This is a genomic window from Bradyrhizobium sp., from assembly GCF_028868675.1.
Lineage (GTDB): Bacteria > Pseudomonadota > Alphaproteobacteria > Rhizobiales > Xanthobacteraceae > Bradyrhizobium.
Window position 1 is genome coordinate 1 of the sequence record NZ_JAGWUA010000030.1, and the last position, 17908, is coordinate 17908.

Below are 17908 nucleotides of genomic sequence, written 5' to 3' on the forward strand. Positions count from 1 at the left end.
TGCGTCCGGGGCACGAGATTGCGTGTGGAAAAAACTAACCGCCGGCGTCGCCGAGGCGGACGTCTTCGCGGAGCGAGGAGGACAGGCTCGGGATCTGCTCGCCTTCGCTCGCGCGGGAGATGGCGGAGCGGGTCTTGTTGAACGCGCTCTCCACGCCCGCCTGGGCATCGAGATTGTTCAGGAGCTCGGAGACCAGCACGCTGTGCTCGCCCTGGACGTCGTCGGCGACCTTGCCGGGCGCGTTGGACGACAGGATCAGCGCATTGTCCGGCGCGGCGATCGGCGCCAGTCCATGGCTGTAGGAGCGGAAGCGCCGCTCATAGGGATTGCGGCGGGAGGCGTCGACGACGACGAGCCTGGCGCGGGCGCCCTGCTCCTTCATCATGTCGAGCACGCTCTCGATCGAGATGCCGTTGCGGCGAACGTCCCGTTCCTTCCAGATCACGGCATCGACGGGCAGCATGTAGCTCTCGCGACCGGCCTGCACGCCGTAGCCGCCGAAGAACAGCATGACCACGGAATCGTGCCTGATCCTGGACTTGAGGCGGCTGACGGCGCGGACCATGTCGTCCTTGCTCGCGTCCTCCACCATGTCGACGTCAAAGCCGCTCTTGCGCAGCGCGGCCGACAGCGCGCGCGCGTCGTTGATCGACTGCGTCAGCGGCGCGTTGGCGTCGGGGTAATGGCCGTTGCCGATGACGAGCGCTAGCCGCGACGGCTGGGCCGCCGGATTGGCGCTCTGGGTTGCAACCGACTTGGCGGTGTCGAGCGCGCGCATGTTGAGGGCAGCATGGGCGCCGATCGCCAGCGACACCGTGCCGATCATGGCGGCGGCGGCGGCAATCGTGCGTCGGGACGGGGTGAGCTGCCTTACATTCATCACGGTTCATTCCTGTCAGTGCCAAGGGCGCGCGCACAATCCGTGAGTAGCGCCAGGGCGTCTCGAGGTTTGAGGGATTGGCCGGAGGTGTGCCGCCGAATTGCGCGCAATTTGCGGCGCCGCACCAAAGAAACCCTTAACCCGATCCCTCCCGGGCGGCAATAGACGCTCCCGGATTCCAGTTAACATATTGAAGATACTTGATAATAATTCGGCCCGGAGATGCTGATTCCTTCATTTTCCCGCCTCCTTTGCGCCATCGTCGATGCAGTTCCGGTGCCGGCTTTGACCATGATCTCCGTCACATTTGTCTTTCCTGCCGATTTGTGTACCTTTTCAAATACTTGCAGGGGCTTTGGCGGATCCGGCGGGATGGCGCTGCAGAACCTGGCTCAAGCCCCGCGACCAGGTTCTTTATGAAAGCCTATTATATCGCCAGCAGTGCCTATCGCGCATTGACGGCGCGCAAGGACGGCCCGTCGCTGTACGACGTCTGCGACCCCGTGCTGGGGGGCGCCCCTTCGGGCAATCCGCATCTGGCCAAGTTCTACAAGACCGCGCTCGGCAATCCCGCGCTGCGGGTGCTGTTGCGCCGTGCCGGCCTGCCGGAACTCGGCGATCGCGCCCGGCTCGCCCGCCTGCGCGAGGCCTTGGTGCGCGCCCGCGACGACGAGAGGCCGGACTGGGAGGCCGCCGGCCGGCCCGTCGCCGACCTGCTCGACACCATCGCGCTCGATCATCCCCGGCCGCCGGCAGTCCCGTTCAACGGCACCGCCCCGGCCCTGCAGCAGATCGACGGCGCCATCCGGGACTGCGCGCAGCATCTGCTGCGCAGCTACCGGCAGAACGGCTTCCTGCCGACGTTTGCCGCCTTCAACCTGATCGGCGATCCCGACATGCGCGGGCGCGAATTGATCATGGCGCTGACCGGGCTGAACTCGCGCGGCTACAAGAACTCCTCGCTGCTGTTCAACCTCGCACGCGTGTTCATCGCCCGCTCGCCGGCGCGCGCCGTCGTCAATCCGCCCTGGACGGGCATCGCCGAACCGATGTGGGAGCCGATGCAGATCCGCCACCGCTCGGCCTATTACGACGCGTTCTTCATCGAGGCGCTGATCGGCTTTCTCGAGAGCGGGCTCGCCTCGCCGTCCGACGCGACCGCCGCGAGGCGCGCGATCGCCGACATGGTCGATTTCTGCATCAACATCAGCCGCGAAGAGGTGAGGAGCGCGGCGGGCGAGCGCTTCGACGTCATCACCGCGCTGGCGCCCGCGCCGCATCCGCGCTTTTCCCGCTTCTTTGCCCAGATCAAGCAGGATTTGGGCTTCGGCATCTATGTGCCGGACTGCGACACCACGGCCTGCTCGTTCTCGGCGGCGACGCAGGCCGGCTCGAACGATCCGATCCTCGACCAGCCGCTGCTGGATTTCTATGCCGGCTACCAGGTGCGCGAGGGCGTCAACGAGCCGCGCGTCACCGTGCCGCTCAACGACAACATCGACTACGAGGGCGGGGTTGCCACCTGGATCGACAACCTCGCCGGCGAGCGGCCCTACGGCAACGACCTCGACCCGACGCTCAACCTCGACATTCTCGAAGTGTCGTTCCGCAATCTGGCGCGCTGGAAGGTGCTGGAGACGCCGTCGCGGCTCGCGACCGTGCATCGCATCATCGGCTTCCAGAAGCGGCTCGCGGCGAGCGGCGCCTTCGCCAATCCGCGCTCGCACATCTACTATCTGCCGGAGCTCTACTGCGCCTATTTCGGCCGCTGCTACGCGGCCTATCTCGCGCTGCCGCTCGCGGCGCAGGCCGCGATCGACCCCGACGGCGCGTTCGATTTCATCCGCGCGCGCGTGCTCGCCTATGTGCAGGGCGAGATGCTGGTCGCCGAGATGAACGTGTTCGACGCAGCGCTCGCGCTGATCGCGCTCGGCCATCTCGGCGCCGATCCGAAGACCTTCGCGCCCGCGCTGATCTGCATCGTCTCCCGACTCGGCGAAGGCGGCCGCCGCGGCCCGTTCCGCGCCTATGAGTGGAACAAGATGAAGACGCCGACGCGCATCCTGGTCGGCGGTCCCGAGGTGACCTCGGCCTTCGTGCTGATGGGGCTCGCGGTGGCGAGAAGGCGAATGGGGGCGAATAGCGAGTAGTGAGTGGCGAATGGCGAATCGGCATCTATTCGCTACTCCCCATTCGCCATTCGCCCTTCCAGATGACGCGAAGTTGAAAGCACGAGGTTTGGGCCGGCGCTGGCCGGGCGGCCGAATCCCGACCACAATCGCGCGGATCGATCGACGTCATTGCTAGCTGAACCGGGACCGCATGCTCCGCCGCCTCCTCCCCGCCATCGTCCTCCTGCTGTTGCCGTCGCTTGCCGATGCCGCCGACATCACCGGCACGGCGAAGATCCGCGACGGCGACTCCATTCTGATCGGCAGCACCCGGATACGGCTCGGCGGCGTCGACGCGCCCCAGGCCGACCAGCTCTGTCTCAACACCAAGGGCGAGCGCTGGACCTGCGGGGTCGCGGCGCGCGACGAGTTGATCAAGCACACCGAGGGCAAGACCTGGCAGTGCCATGCCCGCTCGATCGACCGCCGCGGCCGCACAGTGGCGCGCTGCGACGTCGACGGCGAGGACATCCAGAAATGGCTGGTGCGGAGCGGCTGGGCGCTGTCCTACAAGCGCATCTCCCACGATTATGATGCCGACGAGGCCGCCGCGCGCGAGGCCAAGGCCGGCATGTGGCAGGGCGCCTTCATCGCACCCTGGGACTGGCGCGTGCGCAACAAGAAGACGCCGATCCTGGGCGCCACGAAGCCGCCGCCGGGGGCGCATGCGATCCTGCTCGCCTCGGCCTCGGGGCCGGTCGCGCCCTCGCCCGACTGCACCATCAAGGGCAACGTCAACTCGGCCGGCGAGTGCATCTATCATACCCCGACCAGCCGCTGGTACGCGCAGATCAGGATGCGGATCAGCAAGGGCACCCGCTGGTTCTGCTCGGTCGAGGAGGCGGAAGCCGCCGGCTGCCGCGAGACCCGGCGATAGATATGCTTTTCTTGATCGCCCGCGGCGCGTAAAAGCTGGCATCAGCGACCCCTCCAGCCTGTCCTCAAGCAAGGAAGAACAACAATGACCGTTCGCGCGGGCCGGGAATTTCTGGCCATCCCCGGGCCCACCACGATGCCCGACGAGGTGCTGCGGGCGATGCACCGCCCGGCGCTCGACATCTACTCCAGGCAGATGACCGACCTGACCGAGGGCCTGCTCGCCGACGTCGCAAAGCTGTTTGCGACCAGGGGCAAGACCTACATCTACATCTCCAACGGCCACGGCGCATGGGAAGCCGTCTTGAGCAACGTGCTGTCGCGCGGCGACAAGCTCCTCGTGCTGGAGAGCGGCCGCTTCGCGGTCGGCTGGGGCAACGCGGCCCATTTGATGGGCGCCGAGGTCGAGGTGCTGAAGGGCGACTGGCGCCGCGCGGTGCGTCCGCACGAGGTCGCCGAGCGGCTGAAGCGCGACACCGGGCACAGCATCAAGGCGATCGTCGTCGTGCAGGTCGATACCGCCTCCGGCGCGCAGAACGACATCGAGGCAATCGGCAAGGCGATCAGGTCGACCGGCCATCCCGCGCTGTTCATGGTCGACGCGGTGGCCTCGCTCGGCTGCATGCCGTTCGAGATGGACGAATGGGGCATCGACGTCGCGATGTCGGGCTCGCAGAAGGGGCTGATGACGCCGCCCGGCCTCGGCTTCGTCGCCGCCAACGACCGTGCGCTGGAAGCGCACAAGCACGCGAACATGAGCACGCCCTATTGGAGCTGGAGCGAGCGCGAAGGCACCGAGCACTACCGCAAATATGCCGGCACCGCGCCGGTGCATCTGCTGTTCGCGCTGCGCCAGGCGATCGACCTCATCCATGAGGAAGGCCTCGAAAACGTCTTCAGGCGTCACCGCCTGCTTGCGGAGGCCGCGCGCCGCGCGGTCGCGGCGTGGTCGGAGGGCCAGGTGCTCGGCTTCAACGTCGCGGAGGCCAGCGAACGCTCCGACACCGTGACCACGGTGACCATGGGCGGCGGCCACGATCCGGCGGCTCTGCAACGCTATTGCAAGGAGAAATGCGGCGTGGTGCTCGGCACCGGGATCGGCGACTTGCAGGGCCAGGCCTTCCGCATCGCCCATATGGGCCACGTCAACGCGCCGATGCTGCTCGGGACGCTCGGCGTGATCGAGGTCGGGCTGAACGCGCTGAAGATCCCGCACGGCAAGGGCGGGCTGGAAGCGGCGGTGGAGTATCTCGGCGAGACGGTGGAGGCGTAGCAGTTCGAGACTGTCGTCCCGGACAAACGAACGAAGTGAGCGCTGATCCGAGACCCACAACCACAGGGAGTAGTTTGGCGAAGACTCGGAGTTGTCAGCTCGCGCGCCAACGCCTCCCTGGGATTATGGATCCCCGCGTTCGCGGGGACGACATCTGAATTCGTGGCCCGGCTGTAGCCTCGCATCCGCGTTGGTACGTCTTCAAATCCGCCGCGTTTGCTCCGATATTGGGACGAAACACAGCCCCTGAATCGAGGATCGCTTTGACCAGCCAGCCCCCTCCCCCCGTCGCGCCGCGGCGGCCGTCTTCCTTCACGCGGCACGGCATCACCGTGAGCGACGACTATGCCTGGCTGAAGGACGCGAACTGGCAGGAGGTGCTGCGCGATCCCGCGGTGCTCGATCCGGACATCCGCACATATCTCGAGGCCGAGAACGCCTATACCGAGAGCGTGCTCGGCCATACCCGTGCTCTGCAGAAGACGCTGGTGCGCGAGATGCGCGGCCGCATCAAGGAGGACGATTCCAGCGTGCCGTCGCCGGACGGGCCGTTCGCCTATTTCCGCAGGTTTCGCGAGGGCGGGCAGCACGAGATGTTCGGCCGCATGCCGCGCAGCGGCGGCGACAGCCATATCGTGCTCGACGGCGATCAGCTTGCAAAGGACCACAAATATTTCAGGTTCGGCGGCAGCCGCCATTCGCCCGACCACCGCCTGCAGGCCTGGAGCGCGGACACCAAGGGCTCGGAATATTTCGCCATCCGGGTGCGCGACTGGGCGACGGGGAAGGATCTCGACGACATCGTCGGGGAGACCGACGGCGCGGTGGTCTGGAGCAAGGACGCCAAGAGCTTCTTCTACGTCAAGCTCGACGACAATCACCGCCCGATGCAGGTGTGGCGGCATCGTCTCGGCACCAGGCAGCCCGACGATCTGCTGGTCTACGAGGAGCAGGACGCCGGCTGGTTCACCCATCTGCACGAGAGCACCAGCGGACGCTTCTGCGTGATCGCGGGCGGCGATCACGAGACCTCGGAGCAGCGGTTGATCGACCTCGCCGATCCGGACGCGCCGCCGCGCCTCGTCGCGGCGCGGACGGCAGGCGTGCAATATTCGATCGCCGACCGCGCAGATCAGCTTTTCATCCTCACCAATGCCGACGACGCCATCGACTTCAAGATCGTCACCGCGCCGCTCGCATCGTCCGGGCGGGCCAACTGGCGCGACCTGATTCCGCACCGGGCAGGCATCTACGTCATCGACATCGACCTCTATGCCGGCCATCTGGTGCGGCTGGAGCGCGCCAACGCGCTGCCGGCGATCGTGATCCGCGATCTCGCTGATAACCAGGAGCATGCCATCGCCTTCGACGAGGCCGCCTATTCGCTCGACACCATGGGCTCCTACGAGTTCGAGACGACGAATTTGCGCTTCTCCTACTCGTCGATGACGACGCCCTCGGAGGTCTATGACTACGACATGGCGACGCGCAGCCGGACCTTGCGGAAGCGCCAGGAGATTCCCTCCGGTCACGATCCGGCCGACTACGTCACCACGCGCGTCATGGCGCCTTCGCATGACGGCGCGCTTGTGCCGGTCTCGATCCTGCATCGCCGCGGGCTGGCGCTCGACGGCTCGGCGCCGCTCTTGCTCTACGGCTACGGCTCCTACGGCATGGCGATGCCGGCCTCCTTCAACGCCAACCGCCTGTCGCTGGTCGACCGCGGTTTCGTCTACGCCATCGCCCATATCCGCGGCGGCGCCGACAAGGGCTGGGGCTGGTATCTCGACGGCAAGCGCGAGAAGAAGATCAATTCGTTCGATGATTTCGCGGCCAGCGCGCGCGCGTTGATCGCGGCGAAGTACACCGGCGCCAAACGTATCGTCGGTCACGGCGGTTCGGCCGGCGGCATGCTGATGGGCGCAGTCGCCAACCGTGCCGGCGAACTATTTGCGGGCATCGTCGCCGAAGTGCCGTTCGTCGACGTGCTCAACACCATGCTCGACGACACCTTGCCGCTGACGCCGCCGGAATGGCCGGAATGGGGCAACCCGCTCCTGAGCGAGAAGGATTTTCGCACCATCCTGTCCTACTCGCCCTACGACAACGTCGCCGCAAAGGACTATCCGGCGATCCTGGCGATGGGCGGATTGACCGATCCCCGCGTCACCTACTGGGAGCCGGCGAAATGGATCGCGCGGCTGCGCGCCACCATGACCGGCGGCGGCCCGGTGCTCTTGCGCACCAACATGGGCGCCGGCCATGGCGGCGCCTCGGGCCGCTTCGACCGCCTCGACGAAGTCGCCATCGTCTACGCCTTTGCGCTATGGGCGGTGGGGATGGCGGAGGCGATGGCGTAGATACGTAGCCCGGATGCAGCGCAGCGAAATCCGGGACCGGTCTTGTGCGCGTCGCCCCGGATTACGCTGCGCTGCATCCGGGCTACGGGGTTAAGAGATCACCATGCGCCGCTACACCAAGAAAGATTTTCCCGTCGCCAACGTCCGCCGCCTGCTCGAGCCGGGGCCGATCGTGCTGGTCTCCTCCGCGCACGGGGACGAGCGCAATATCATGACCATGGGCTGGCACATGATGATGGAGTTCACGCCGGCCCTCGTCGGCTGCATCATCTCGAGCGCGAACCACAGTTTTGAGCTGATCCGCGGCAGTCGGCAGTGCGTGATCAACGTTCCGGCCGTCGATCTCGCTGCGACCGTGGTCGGGATCGGCAACACGTCCGGGCGCGACATCGACAAGTTCGGCGAATTCGGCCTGACGCCAAAGCCCGGAACGCATGTTCGCGCGCCGCTGATCGAGGAGTGCTACGCCAATTTCGAATGCGAACTCGCCGATGCCGGTTGGGTGAACAAGTACAATCTGTTCGTGTTCGAGGTGGTGAAGGCGCATGTGGCGACGGCGCCAAAGACGCCGAAGACCATCCACTATCGCGGCGACGGCGAGTTCATGATCTCGGGCGCGGAGACGCGGAAGTTCCGCAGGCTGTTCCGGCCGGGGATGCTGTAGCGATCTTCAGAAGATCGGCGGCTCGCCGATCGGCGCGCCGAAGCCGGTTTCCAGAAAGTCGAAGTCGCAGCCGTCATTGGCCTGCTTGATGTGTCGCGTGAACATCCAGCCATAGCCGCGCTCGAAGCGGCGCTCGGGCGGCTTCCATTCGGCGCGGCGCCGGGCGAGCTCCGCCTCGCCCACATCGAGATTGATGCTGCGCGCGGCGACGTCGAGCGTGATGCGGTCGCCGGTCCTGACCAGCGCCAACGGGCCGCCGATGTAGGATTCGGGCGCGACGTGCAGGATGCAGGCACCGTAGCTGGTGCCGCTCATGCGCGCGTCCGAGATGCGCACCATGTCGCGCACGCCCTGCTTCACCAGTTTCGTCGGGATCGGCAGCATGCCCCATTCCGGCATGCCCGGCCCGCCCTGCGGCCCGGCATTGCGCAGGATGAGGATATGGTCGGCGGTGACGTCGAGATCGGGATCGTCGACCGCCTTCTTCATCGCAGCGTAGTCGTCGAACACCAGCGCCGGACCGGTGTGCCTGAGGAAGCGCGGCTCGCAGGCGCTCGGCTTGATGACGCAGCCGTCGGGCGCGAGATTGCCCTTGAGGACTGCGAGCGCGCCTTCCCGGTAGATGGGATTGTCGACGCTGCGGATGACGTCGTCGTCGTAGACCTGCGCGCCTGCGATGTTCTCGCCAAGCGTCCTGCCCGACACGGTGAGGCAGTCCAGATGCAGATGCGGGGCGATGCGGCTCATCAGCGCCGGCAGGCCGCCGGCATAGAAGAAATCCTCCATCAGGTAGGTGTCGCCGCTCGGCCGCACATTGGCGATGACGGGCACCTTGCGGCTCGCCCGCTCGAAATCGTCGAGCCCGATGTCCTGTCCGGCGCGGCGCGCCTGCGCGATGACGTGGATGATCGCATTGGTCGAGCAGCCCATCGCCATCGCCACCGCGATGGCGTTCTCGAAGGCCTTTCGGGTCTGGATCGCCTGCGGCGTCAAATCCTCCCAGACCATCTCGACGATGCGGCGGCCGCATTCGGATGCCATGCGGATGTGGCCGGCATCGGCCGCCGGAATCGAGGACGCGCCGGGCAAGGTCATGCCGATCGCTTCCGCAATCGCGGTCATGGTGGACGCCGTGCCCATGGTCATGCAGGTGCCGTAGCTGCGGGCGATACCGGCCTCGATGTCGACCCAGTCGCGGTCGTTGATCTTCCCGGCGCGGCGCTCGTCCCAGTATTTCCAGCCATCCGAGCCGGAGCCCAGCGTCTTGCCCTTCCAGTTACCGCGCAGCATCGGGCCGGCCGGCAAATAGATCGCCGGGATGTTCATCGAGGTAGCGCCGAGCAGCAGCGCGGGCGTGGTCTTGTCGCAGCCGCCCATCAGCACCACGCCGTCGACGGGATGGCCGCGCAACAGCTCCTCGGCGTCCATCGCAAGCAGGTTGCGGTAGAGCATGGTGGTCGGCTTCAACAGCGATTCCGACAGCGACAGCGCCGGCAATTCCAGCGGCAGGCCGCCCGCCATCAGCACGCCGCGCTTGACGTCGTCGACGCGCGACTTGAAGTGCATGTGACAGGGCTGCGCGTCCGACCAGGTGTTGAGGATCGCGATGATCGGCCGGTCCTTCCACTCCTCCGGCGCGTAGCCCATCTGCATGGCGCGGGAGCGGTGGCCGAACGAACGCAGATCGTCGGGCGCAAACCAGCGCGCGCTGCGCAACTCTTCCGGTGTCTTCTTCCTGGTCATCGGCCCTTGTCCGTGAGAGAACCCGGATGGGTCATCTCACAGGCCATTGCCTCCTCGCAAGCCCTCGGATGCCGACCTCGCGGCCGAGATGCCCCGCACCGGCGCCTTACGCCACGACCTTGCCCATTGCCCGGCTGCTCTCCTCGCCCGTGCGCCACTCGGCTTCGCGACGTGCTTGCAGGCCGGGTAGAATCTGCGCCACAATTTGGCGCTCGACGATGCGGTCGAGCTCGATTCCCCATCCAGCTCCGAGGACTGGAATTTGGCCAACACCCTGATCGTGGACGACGATTCGGCCGCATGCAACGATCGCGGGGGCCTATCCATGCCCGGAAAGCCCCCATCCGGGGAACCCGATATTCGCGCCGGGAGCCGATGACGAGGATGCCCGTCGCACTGCCTGCCAGACCATGCGGAAGCACGACGGCGGCGGGGACGTTCCCATGACGCTCGCAAGCCGGCTGGCCATTGCGATGATCCTGCTGGTCGCGGTGGCGGTCTCCGCGGTCGGATGGCTGAGCTATCATGCGCTCGAGCAGGCCTTGCTGCCGCGGGTGCTCGACCGCATCGAAGGTCATTCCCGGCTGCTGGCAGCCGAGCTCGAAGCCTATGTCCAGGGCGCGCGCGCCGACATCGCCACCTTCCGCGCCAATGGCGCCCTGCGCGGCATCGTCGCCGCCCGCTTCAACGGCGGGGTCGACCCGGACGATCACCTCACCGAGGCGGCATGGCGTCAGCGGCTGCTCGTTCCCCTGATCGCCGAACTCGAGGCCAAGCCCAACTACGCGAAATTCCGCATCATCGAGACCGACGGGGTCGAGATGCTGCGGGTCGACAGGTCCGGTCCCAACGGAGCCGTCCGCGTCGTCCCCAACGAGCGTCTGCAGAACAAGGCCGAGCGCTCCTTCTTCCAGGAAGCGGTCAAGCTCGCCGACGACCAGATCTACGTGTCGCCGCTCGACCTCAACGTCGATGACGGGGTCATCCAGACCCCTCACGTCCCGACCCTGCGGGTGGCGGGCGCGATCTTCGGCCCCAACCGGCAGCCGTTCGGCATCGTCGTCATCAACATCGACATGCGCGACGCGTTCAGCCACGTCCGCGCCTCGATGCGCACGGGCGAGCAGGTCTATGTGGTCGGCGACAACGGCGACTACCTCGTGCATCCCGACCCGAGCCGCGAATTCGGCTCGCAGCTCGGACGGCCGACGCGCTGGCAGGACGACTTTCCCTATTTCGCATCGATCGTCGACACCGCCGGCTCCGCTTCGCAGATCGTGACGAGCCCCGCCGGCAAGCCGGGGGGCGTCGCGCTCTCGTCCGCGATCCTGGCGGGAACGAAATGGGCCGGCGTCATCCAGGTCGCGCCCAATGCGACGTTCATGGCGCCTGCCGCGGCCATTCAGCACACGAGCCTGGCCATCGGCCTCATCGCGGTGCTGGTCGCGGCGGTGCTGGCGGTGCTGCTGGCGCGGACGCTGACGCGACCGATCGGGCAGTTGACCGCAGCGGTCGAGGCCATCGGCCACGATGACGCCGTGGTCATCCCGACCGAAGCGCCCGGCGAGACCGGCGTGCTGGCGCGCGCCTTCGCGCAGGCGATCGAGGAGACCCGAGCGAAGACCGCGGCGCTGGAACGCGAGATCCTGGACCACCGCCGCACCGAGGCGGCGCGCGATCATCATGCCGCCCGCGAGCACCTGTTCTCGACCGCTGTGGAATCCTCCGACGACGCGATCGTCACGCAATCGCTGGACGCCGTCATCACCGGCTGGAATCGCGCGGCGGAGCGCCTGTATGGCTATTCGGCGGAGGAAGCCGTCGGCCAGCCGACCTCGATCATCATGCCCCCCGAGCGCCGCAAGGAGGCCGAGGACAATTTGCGACGCATCGCCCGCGGCGAACGCATCGAGCATTTCGAGACCACACGCCGGCGCAAGGACGGCAGCCCGATCGAGATTTCCGTGAGCCTGTCGCCGATCAGGAGCCCTTCCGGCGAGATCATCGGAGCCTCCGGCTTCGCCCGCAGCCTCACCGAGGCCCGACGGACCGAACGCGCGCTGCAGCAGCAGCTCGAGGAGCGGCGTCAGATCTTCGACACCTCGCAAGACCTGATCATGATCATGAACTCCAGAGGCTGGATCGTGCAGATCAGCCCGAGCTGCGAAACCATCCTCGGCTATCGGCCCGACGAGGTCGTCGGCCGCGGCGCCGACGAGTTCACCCATCCCGATCACCTGGAGGGCGCCCGCGCGGAGATGCGCGCGCTGCGGCGCGGAGAGCAACCGAAGATCGCCGATACCCGCGCCCTGCACAAGGACGGGCGCGAAGTCTGGCTGTCCTGGCTCGGCGCATGGTCCGAACAGGCCAGGCGCTATTTCTATGTCGGGCGCGACATGACGGAAGCCCGGCGGGCGCAGGAATCGCTGCGCGAAAGCGAGCGGCTCGCGCGCAACATCATCGAGACCGCGCTCGATGCCTTCGTTCAGACCGACGAGAAGGGCGGCATCCTGAATCTGAATTCACGGGCCGAAACCATGTTCGGCTGGCCGCGCGACGAGGCGCTCGGCAAGGACGCGCTCGACCTGCTGATCGGCGATGCCGACCGCGAAACGGAGAGGAACAGCCTGCGGCGCTTTACGGACAGCCGACAGGGCGGCGGCCGCCGCCGCGAGGTCATGGCACGGCGGCGCGACGGCAAGGAGTTCAGGGCCGAGCTCAGCGTTACCGGGCTCAGGCGCCGGGAAGGCCTGGTGTTCAACGCCTTCTTCCGCGACCTGACCGACAAGATCGCCGCCGAGGAGCGCATCCGCCACACCGAGAAGATGGAGGCGATCGGCCAGCTCACCGGCGGTGTGGCGCACGACTTCAACAACATCCTCACCGTCATCACCGGCACGATCGAAATCCTCGCCGACGCAGTGGCGAAGGAGCCGCAGCTCGCGGCCATCACCAGGATGATCGACGAGGCCGCGGCACGCGGAGCCGATCTCACCCAGCACCTGCTGGCATTCGCGCGCAAGCAGCCGCTGCAGCCGCGCGAGACCGACGTCAACACGCTGATCGTCGACACCGCCAAGCTGTTGCGACCGACGCTCGGCGAGCACGTCCAGATCGAGACCGTGTTCGAGAACGAGGCCAGCGTGGCGATCGTCGATCCCAACCAGCTGACCACCGCGCTGCTCAACCTGGCGCTCAATGCGCGCGACGCGATGCCCGGCGGCGGCAAGCTGATCCTCGAAACCGGATTCGTCCATCTCGACGAGGCCTATGCGAGCGCCAACGACGTCCGTCCCGGCCACTACGTCCTGATCGCGGTGAGCGACACCGGCTCGGGCATCGCCGCCAACGTGCTGGACCGGGTGTTCGATCCGTTCTTCACCTCGAAGGGGCCGGGCAAGGGCACGGGACTGGGACTCTCGATGGTCTACGGATTCATCCGGCAATCCGCAGGCCACATCAGGATCTACAGCGAAGAGGGCCACGGCACCTCGATCAAGATGTACCTGCCGCCGGGCAACGCCGCCGCGGCGGGTGCGGGCGATGGTGTCGCACCGGCAACGGTCGCGAGCGGGCACGAGACGATCCTCGTGGTCGAGGACGATCGCCTGGTGCGCGACTACGTGCTGGCGCAGCTGCGCTCGCTCGGCTACGTCACGCTCGAGGCCGCGGACGCCGCGGAGGCGATGGCAATCGTCGCATCCGGAAAGCCGTTCGACCTCCTCTTCACCGACGTGATCATGCCCGGCAGGATGAACGGCCGTCAGCTCGCCGACGAGCTGCAGAAGACCCGCCCCGGTCTCAAGGTGGTCTACACCTCGGGCTACACCGAGAACGCCATCATCCATCATGGCCGGCTCGATAGCGGCGTCCTGCTGCTGGCAAAACCCTATCGCAAGTCGGAGCTCGCCAAAATCCTGCGCAAGGCGCTGGACGGCTGAGACGCATGCGCACCGACTCCCGTGTTCCGGACGAGCGAAGCGCCGGTCGGGAACACGAGAGCGGATCGCAGGGAATTGAAGACCGGGAGAGAAACGGTGAAGCTTACGAGGCGCGCTGGGCCGCCGTCATCACGATGCGGATCAGGTCGGCGGCATTCCTCGCCCCGAGCTTCTTCATGATGTTGGCGCGGTGGTCCTCGATGGTGCGCGGGCTGATCCCGAGCGTGCGGCCGGCCTCCTTGTTGGAGGCGCCGGAGGCGAATTGCTCGAGCACCTCGCGCTCGCGCCGGGTCAGCGGCTCGCGTCCCGGGAAATGCAGCGAGCCGAACTGCGGCGACGTGCTCTCTGCATGCCGGCGGGCATAGGCGCCGATCGCCTCGTCCAGCCGGCCGACGATCTCGCTGCCGCGGAACGGCTTCTCGATGAAGTCGAGCGCGCCGTTCTTGATGGCGGTGACCGCCATGGCGATGTCGCCCTGGCCCGAGATCATGAAGATCGGCGCCGGGTAATCCTCGCCGTGCAGTTCCCTGAGAATGTCGAGACCCGATTTGCCGGGAATGTGAACGTCGAGCAGGATCGCAGCCGGCGTTCGGTTTCGCGCGACGGCGAGAAGCGCGGCGCCGTCGGCGAAGCAGATGACGTCATAGCCAGCCGCCTTCAACACCATCGACAGCGTTTCACGCACGGCGGAATCGTCGTCGACCACGAATATCTCGCCACGAGAATTTTTTTCGGCCATGTGGCACGTCCATCCGGCATCAGTGAACTCGTGTCCGCGCCTCCCGCTATGGCGTTCGGCACGGATTCGGCCCACCCGTATTTGTACGGGACATGGACTTAACGCACAAGTAGCGGCAAAGCGCCTAATTGCAAGGGACGGAGAATATCCATGCTGAATTTTGCGGGCACTGCCCCTGTCATCGCGAGGTCCGACGGCGACAGCCATCAGTTGATCGTTGCAGACCTTCGCAATCTCGTCGCGCAAGTCGAAACCCTCATGCGCCTGATCGATGCGGCAACGCTGGAGAATGAAGGCGAGGATCCGTCGGGTTCCCGCGACGTCGTCGTGCTCGACGACGTGACGCCGCGCTACGCCGCGGCAAGCGCCGCGCTCAACGCCTGCAAGGTCAATCTCGATCTCGCGCTGCAACGCCTGTCGGAATCCGGCAACCGCCTCGACGCGGCGGCTGCGCCGCGCCTGACTGCGTAGCAATCGCGCCGCATCAGGCGCGATGCCGCTCCACGATCGCGTCGGTCGCCACGCCGCCCCAGGTATGGATCGCGGGCAGGCCCATCGCCGTCTTGCTCAAATTCGCAAGGCTGATGCGCAGCGCTGCGAGGTCCAGCGGCTTCGGCAGGCTCTGGAGCTCGATGCCGACGGAGCGGGCGAAGCTGCGGGCCGCGCTGCGGCGCGGCGCATCCATGCCGCTGATGACGATCACGGCGCCCGCGAATTTCGCCGCGGCCATCTCGCGCAGCACTTCGATCCCATCGCCGTCCTCCAGCACGAGGTCGAGCGTCACGCAGTCGAACCGCGCCGCGCGCAGCCTGTCGACCGCTTCCGCGACCGATGGCGCCACCGTGACCTCGTGGCCGGCCTGCTTGGCGGCGACCGCGATCAGGCTGCGCTGGGTGGCGTCGTCGTCGACTACCAGGAGCTGGAGCGCGCGCCGTTCGGAGGCGTCGAACAGATTTGATCGGACGGTGGAGAGGGAACTTCTGGGCATTGCCGGATCCTGATTTTGAGACGCAACCTGCATACACATTGCGCGCTTAGGTCGCGTAAACCCGACGCGCCGAATTCCTTGCGATGTTTTCGTCAAATGTGAACCAAGGCCGGAGCCCGGCGGTAGGGTGTTGCCGCGATCAGACGGTCGCGTCGTGACCGCCGACCGAGCCGCGCTTCTTCTTGTTCTTGCCGCGCAGGAACTGGATGTCCATCTCCGAGCCGTTGACGCGCACCAGCTCGCAGCGGCGATAGGCGAGGCCGGTCGAGGACAGCAGCAGGAAGAACTCCTTCAGGTTCAATCCCTGGATCGATCCTTCGACGGTGAGCACCGCGTCGGTGTCGGAAATTGCGTTGAGGATGCAGTCGCGGCGCCACGTGCCGTCGATGGCCATGATGCAGACGTCATAGCCGCGGCTGAACGTCACGCGCTCGGTGCCCTTGCCATCCTCGGCCATGCTCACAGTCCTGCGATCGCGGCCATCCTCGGCGCGGCGCCGGAGAGTGCCGGCCTTGCGGCCGGCGCGCGCGCGTCATTGGGCTTGTAGAGGCCGCGCCGCTCCGCGACCGGCCTGAAGGCGTCCGTCAATCCGACCACGGTTTCAGCCGCTCCCAGCACCAGGAAGCCGTCGGGCTCGATCTGCCTGGCGAGACGGTTGAAGATGTTGATCTTGGTCTCCTGGTCGAAGTAGATCAGCACGTTGCGGCAGAAGATGATGTCGAAGGTTCCGAGCTGGGAGAAGTCGTGCAGCAGGTTGAGCTGGCGGTGCTGCACCATCGCCCGCAGCTCGGGATTGATCTGCCAGGTCTCGCCGGTCTGCTTGAAGTACTTCATCAGCATCTGGATCGGCAGGCCGCGCTGCACCTCGAACTGGCTGTAGATGCCGGCCTTGGATTTCTCGAGTACCTCCTGCGACAGGTCGGTGGCGATGATCTCGACCCGCCAGCCGCCGAGCATCGCGCCCATCTCCTTCAGGCACATCGCCAGCGAATAGGGCTCCTGCCCGGTCGAGCCGGCGGCGCACCAGATGCGCACGCTCTTGCGGCCGGCGCGGGCCTTCAGGACCTCCGGCATGATGGTGTCGCGGAAATGATCGAACGGAACCTTGTCGCGGAAGAAGAAGGTCTCGTTGGTGGTCATGGCTTCGACCGCGCTGGTGACCAGCGCGCCCGATCCCGCGCCTTGCAGCTTCTGCACGAGTTCGCCGATGCCGGACAGGCCAGCCTTGCACGCGAGCGGCAGCAGCCGGCTCTCGATCAGGTATTGCTTGTCTGCGGACAGATCGAGACCTGAATGATCCCTGAGAAACTTACGCAGATACTCATACTCGGGCGGGGTCACGGGCAGCCTCTCGCAAGCTTGCAGGGAACACTCAGGCGAAAGCCTGTCCGACGGGGATCAGGCCGACTTCCGCGAACTTGTCGGCGATGATGTCCTTGTCGAACGGCTTCATGATGTACTCGTTGGCACCGCCGCTGAGCGCCTGGGCGATGTGGGCGACGTTGTTCTCGGTGGTGCAGAACACCACCTTGGGCCGGTCGCCGCCGGGCAGACGGCGCATATGACCCATGAACTCGAAACCGTCCATGACCGGCATGTTCCAGTCGAGCAGCACCGCGTCCGGCAATCGTTGCCGGCAGATCTCCAGCGCCTTCGAACCGTCCTCGGCCTCGGTGACTGCGAAGTCCAGACCTTCCAGGATGCGGCGCGCGATCTTGCGCACGACGCTGGAATCATCGACCACCAAACAGGTCTTCATCTCGGTTCTCCGGCTTCGATGCTTCGTTGCTCAGGCGGCCAGCTGGACCTTGCTGTCGAGTTCGAGGACGCGATCGACGTCGAGGACGACCATGAGCTGGCCGTCGAGGCGGTGGACGCCGCCGGCGAGCTTGGCCATGCGTGGGTCGAGGTTGACGGGGTTTTCCTCCTTGCCGTCCTCGGGCAGGCGGAGCACCTCGCCGATCTGGTCGATCATCAGGCCGTAGGACTCGCCGCGCAGGTCGACGCCGACCGCCATCGGCGGCTTGCCGTCCTCGGGCTTGGGCAGGCCGAGGCGGGCGCGCATGTCGACCACGGTGACGATGCGGCCGCGCAGGTTCAGCACGCCGGCGATCTCGTGGCTGGCGAGTGGAACGCGGGTCACCCGCTCCGGCATGAACACGTCCTGGACGCGGGAGATCGGCAGGCCGAACAACTGCCCGCCGATCATGGCGGTGACGTATTCGACCATCGCGCCTTCGCTGCTCTGGGTCTTGCTGGTCATCGAACTGCCT

The 17908-nt window shown here is 66.4% G+C and carries 15 protein-coding genes; 7 read left to right on the plus strand and 8 right to left on the minus strand.

The features are described 5' to 3' along the window. Positions 1–34: 34 nt before the first annotated feature. Positions 35–880: a caspase family protein gene (locus KGM94_RS06545; protein WP_300256119.1), complete on the minus strand. Its 846-nt coding sequence runs from the start codon at positions 878–880 to the stop codon at positions 35–37. A gap of 416 nt (positions 881–1296) precedes the next feature. Between KGM94_RS06545 and KGM94_RS06550 the strand changes: the two genes are divergently transcribed. The 5 genes from KGM94_RS06550 to KGM94_RS06570 all read left to right on the plus strand — a co-directional run bounded on the left by KGM94_RS06550 (position 1297) and on the right by KGM94_RS06570 (position 8224). Next, entirely contained in the window at positions 1297–3030 is a 1734-nt protein-coding gene (locus tag KGM94_RS06550; RefSeq protein ID WP_300256120.1) for a hypothetical protein, read from the plus strand. 172 nt (positions 3031–3202) lie between these two features. Further along, the gene (locus KGM94_RS06555) at positions 3203–3928 is read left to right on the plus strand and encodes a thermonuclease family protein (RefSeq protein WP_300256122.1); all 726 of its coding nucleotides are present in this window, start codon (positions 3203–3205) and stop codon (positions 3926–3928) included. An 84-nt stretch (positions 3929–4012) separates the two neighbouring features. Further along, a complete protein-coding gene (locus tag KGM94_RS06560; RefSeq protein ID WP_300256123.1) occupies positions 4013–5200 on the plus strand; it encodes an aminotransferase class V-fold PLP-dependent enzyme in 1188 nt (395 codons plus the stop codon). A gap of 263 nt (positions 5201–5463) precedes the next feature. Continuing rightward, complete coding sequence (locus KGM94_RS06565; protein ID WP_300256125.1) at positions 5464–7560, plus strand: S9 family peptidase; 2097 nt, start codon at positions 5464–5466, stop codon at positions 7558–7560. 103 nt (positions 7561–7663) lie between these two features. After that, positions 7664–8224 carry a flavin reductase family protein gene (locus KGM94_RS06570; protein WP_300256127.1) on the plus strand — a complete coding sequence of 187 codons (561 nt, stop codon included), beginning with the start codon at positions 7664–7666 and terminating at the stop codon, positions 8222–8224. Positions 8225–8230: 6 nt separating this feature from the next. On the opposite strand, the gene araD is transcribed toward KGM94_RS06570, so the two are convergent. Further along, positions 8231–9967: an L-arabinonate dehydratase gene (araD, locus tag KGM94_RS06575; RefSeq protein WP_300256129.1), complete on the minus strand. Its 1737-nt coding sequence runs from the start codon at positions 9965–9967 to the stop codon at positions 8231–8233. 443 nt (positions 9968–10410) lie between these two features. Here araD and KGM94_RS06580 point away from each other — a divergent pair, with 443 nt between their 5' ends. Further along, positions 10411–13908, plus strand: a complete 3498-nt coding sequence (locus tag KGM94_RS06580; RefSeq protein WP_300256131.1) for a PAS domain S-box protein — start codon at positions 10411–10413, stop codon at positions 13906–13908. 103 nt (positions 13909–14011) lie between these two features. Here the strand turns inward: KGM94_RS06580 and KGM94_RS06585 are convergent, their stop codons facing one another. Next, positions 14012–14647, minus strand: a complete 636-nt coding sequence (locus KGM94_RS06585) for a response regulator (protein WP_300256134.1) — start codon at positions 14645–14647, stop codon at positions 14012–14014. Positions 14648–14797: 150 nt separating this feature from the next. On the opposite strand from KGM94_RS06585, the gene KGM94_RS06590 reads away from it, so the two are divergent. Further along, positions 14798–15118, plus strand: a complete 321-nt coding sequence (locus KGM94_RS06590) for a hypothetical protein (RefSeq protein WP_300256136.1) — start codon at positions 14798–14800, stop codon at positions 15116–15118. A 13-nt stretch (positions 15119–15131) separates the two neighbouring features. Here KGM94_RS06590 and KGM94_RS06595 read toward each other — a convergent pair whose 3' ends face one another. The 5 genes from KGM94_RS06595 to KGM94_RS06615 form a co-directional block, all read right to left on the minus strand. Beyond that, positions 15132–15635: a response regulator gene (locus KGM94_RS06595; RefSeq protein WP_300256137.1), complete on the minus strand. Its 504-nt coding sequence runs from the start codon at positions 15633–15635 to the stop codon at positions 15132–15134. Between the two features lie 139 nt (positions 15636–15774). Continuing rightward, positions 15775–16092: a PilZ domain-containing protein gene (locus KGM94_RS06600; RefSeq protein ID WP_300256139.1), complete on the minus strand. Its 318-nt coding sequence runs from the start codon at positions 16090–16092 to the stop codon at positions 15775–15777. 2 nt (positions 16093–16094) lie between these two features. Further along, a complete protein-coding gene (locus KGM94_RS06605; RefSeq protein ID WP_300256141.1) occupies positions 16095–16976 on the minus strand; it encodes a protein-glutamate O-methyltransferase CheR in 882 nt (293 codons plus the stop codon). A gap of 31 nt (positions 16977–17007) precedes the next feature. Continuing rightward, on the minus strand, positions 17008–17394 hold the full coding sequence (locus KGM94_RS06610) for a response regulator (RefSeq protein WP_300256143.1): 387 nt from the start codon (positions 17392–17394) through the stop codon (positions 17008–17010). Positions 17395–17424: 30 nt separating this feature from the next. After that, the gene (locus KGM94_RS06615) at positions 17425–17898 is read right to left on the minus strand and encodes a chemotaxis protein CheW (RefSeq protein ID WP_300256145.1); all 474 of its coding nucleotides are present in this window, start codon (positions 17896–17898) and stop codon (positions 17425–17427) included. Positions 17899–17908: the final 10 nt, after the last annotated feature.